General features: G+C 64.8%; 1 protein-coding gene. It reads left to right on the top strand.

Features of this window, described 5'->3' with window-relative positions:
• On the top strand, window positions 1-666 hold a 666-nt coding region (locus tag EOC06_RS37135; RefSeq protein ID WP_245470424.1), incomplete at its 5' end, for a gfo/Idh/MocA family oxidoreductase.
• Window positions 667-782 lie beyond the last annotated feature (116 nt).

The raw sequence follows: 782 nt of genomic DNA, 5'->3' as shown, positions 1-782 counted from the left end.
TTCCTGGAGAAGCCGCCTGGCGCCACGGTCAGCGAGGTCGAGGACCTCAAGACATTGGCCGCGCAGAACGGCGTCTCGCTGTTCGCCAGCTGGCACTCGCGCTATGCGCCGGCGGTCGAGGCCGCGCGTGCTTTTCTAAGTTCAGCCCGCATCCACTCGGCCGCCATCAACTGGAAGGAAGACGTGCGCCGCTGGCACCCGAACCAGGAATGGATCTGGGCTCCCGGCGGTTTCGGCGTCTTCGATCCCGGCATCAACGCGCTGTCGATTGCCACCCATATCCTGCCGGCGATGTTCATCACCTCGGCGGTGCTGGATTTTCCCGAAAACCGCGCCTCCCCGGTTGCCGCGCGCGTCGCCTTCCGCACCTCGAACGGGTTGCCGGTGACGATGGACCTCGACTGGCTGCAGACAGGCCCGCAAAGCTGGGACATCCTGGCCGACACCGACAAGGGCGCGATGGTGCTGTCGGGCGGCGGCTCGAAGCTCGCCATCGACGGCAAAGTGGTTCATGACGAGCCGGAGGCCGAGTATCCGATGCTCTACCGGCGCTTTGCCGAAATCGTGCGCGCCGGCACCTCCGATGTCGATCTGGCGCCGCTACAGCATGTCGCCGACGCCTTCATGCTCGGCAAGCGCAACGTGGTCGAGGCGTTCTTCGATTGACAATGGGCAGTGAAGAGCGACCTCGCTCCGATCCCCACTTCCCGGATCATTTGCGAAGGGCGCGCCGCCCCTCATTGTCCTGCCGGACATTTCTCCCCGTATAGTGACGGGGAGAA

The sequence above is a fragment of the Mesorhizobium sp. M7A.F.Ca.MR.362.00.0.0 genome, assembly GCF_004023175.1.
Lineage (GTDB): Bacteria > Pseudomonadota > Alphaproteobacteria > Rhizobiales > Rhizobiaceae > Mesorhizobium.
Note: the sequence above shows the minus strand (reverse complement) of the source record. Positions and strands in the feature narration are given on the sequence as shown.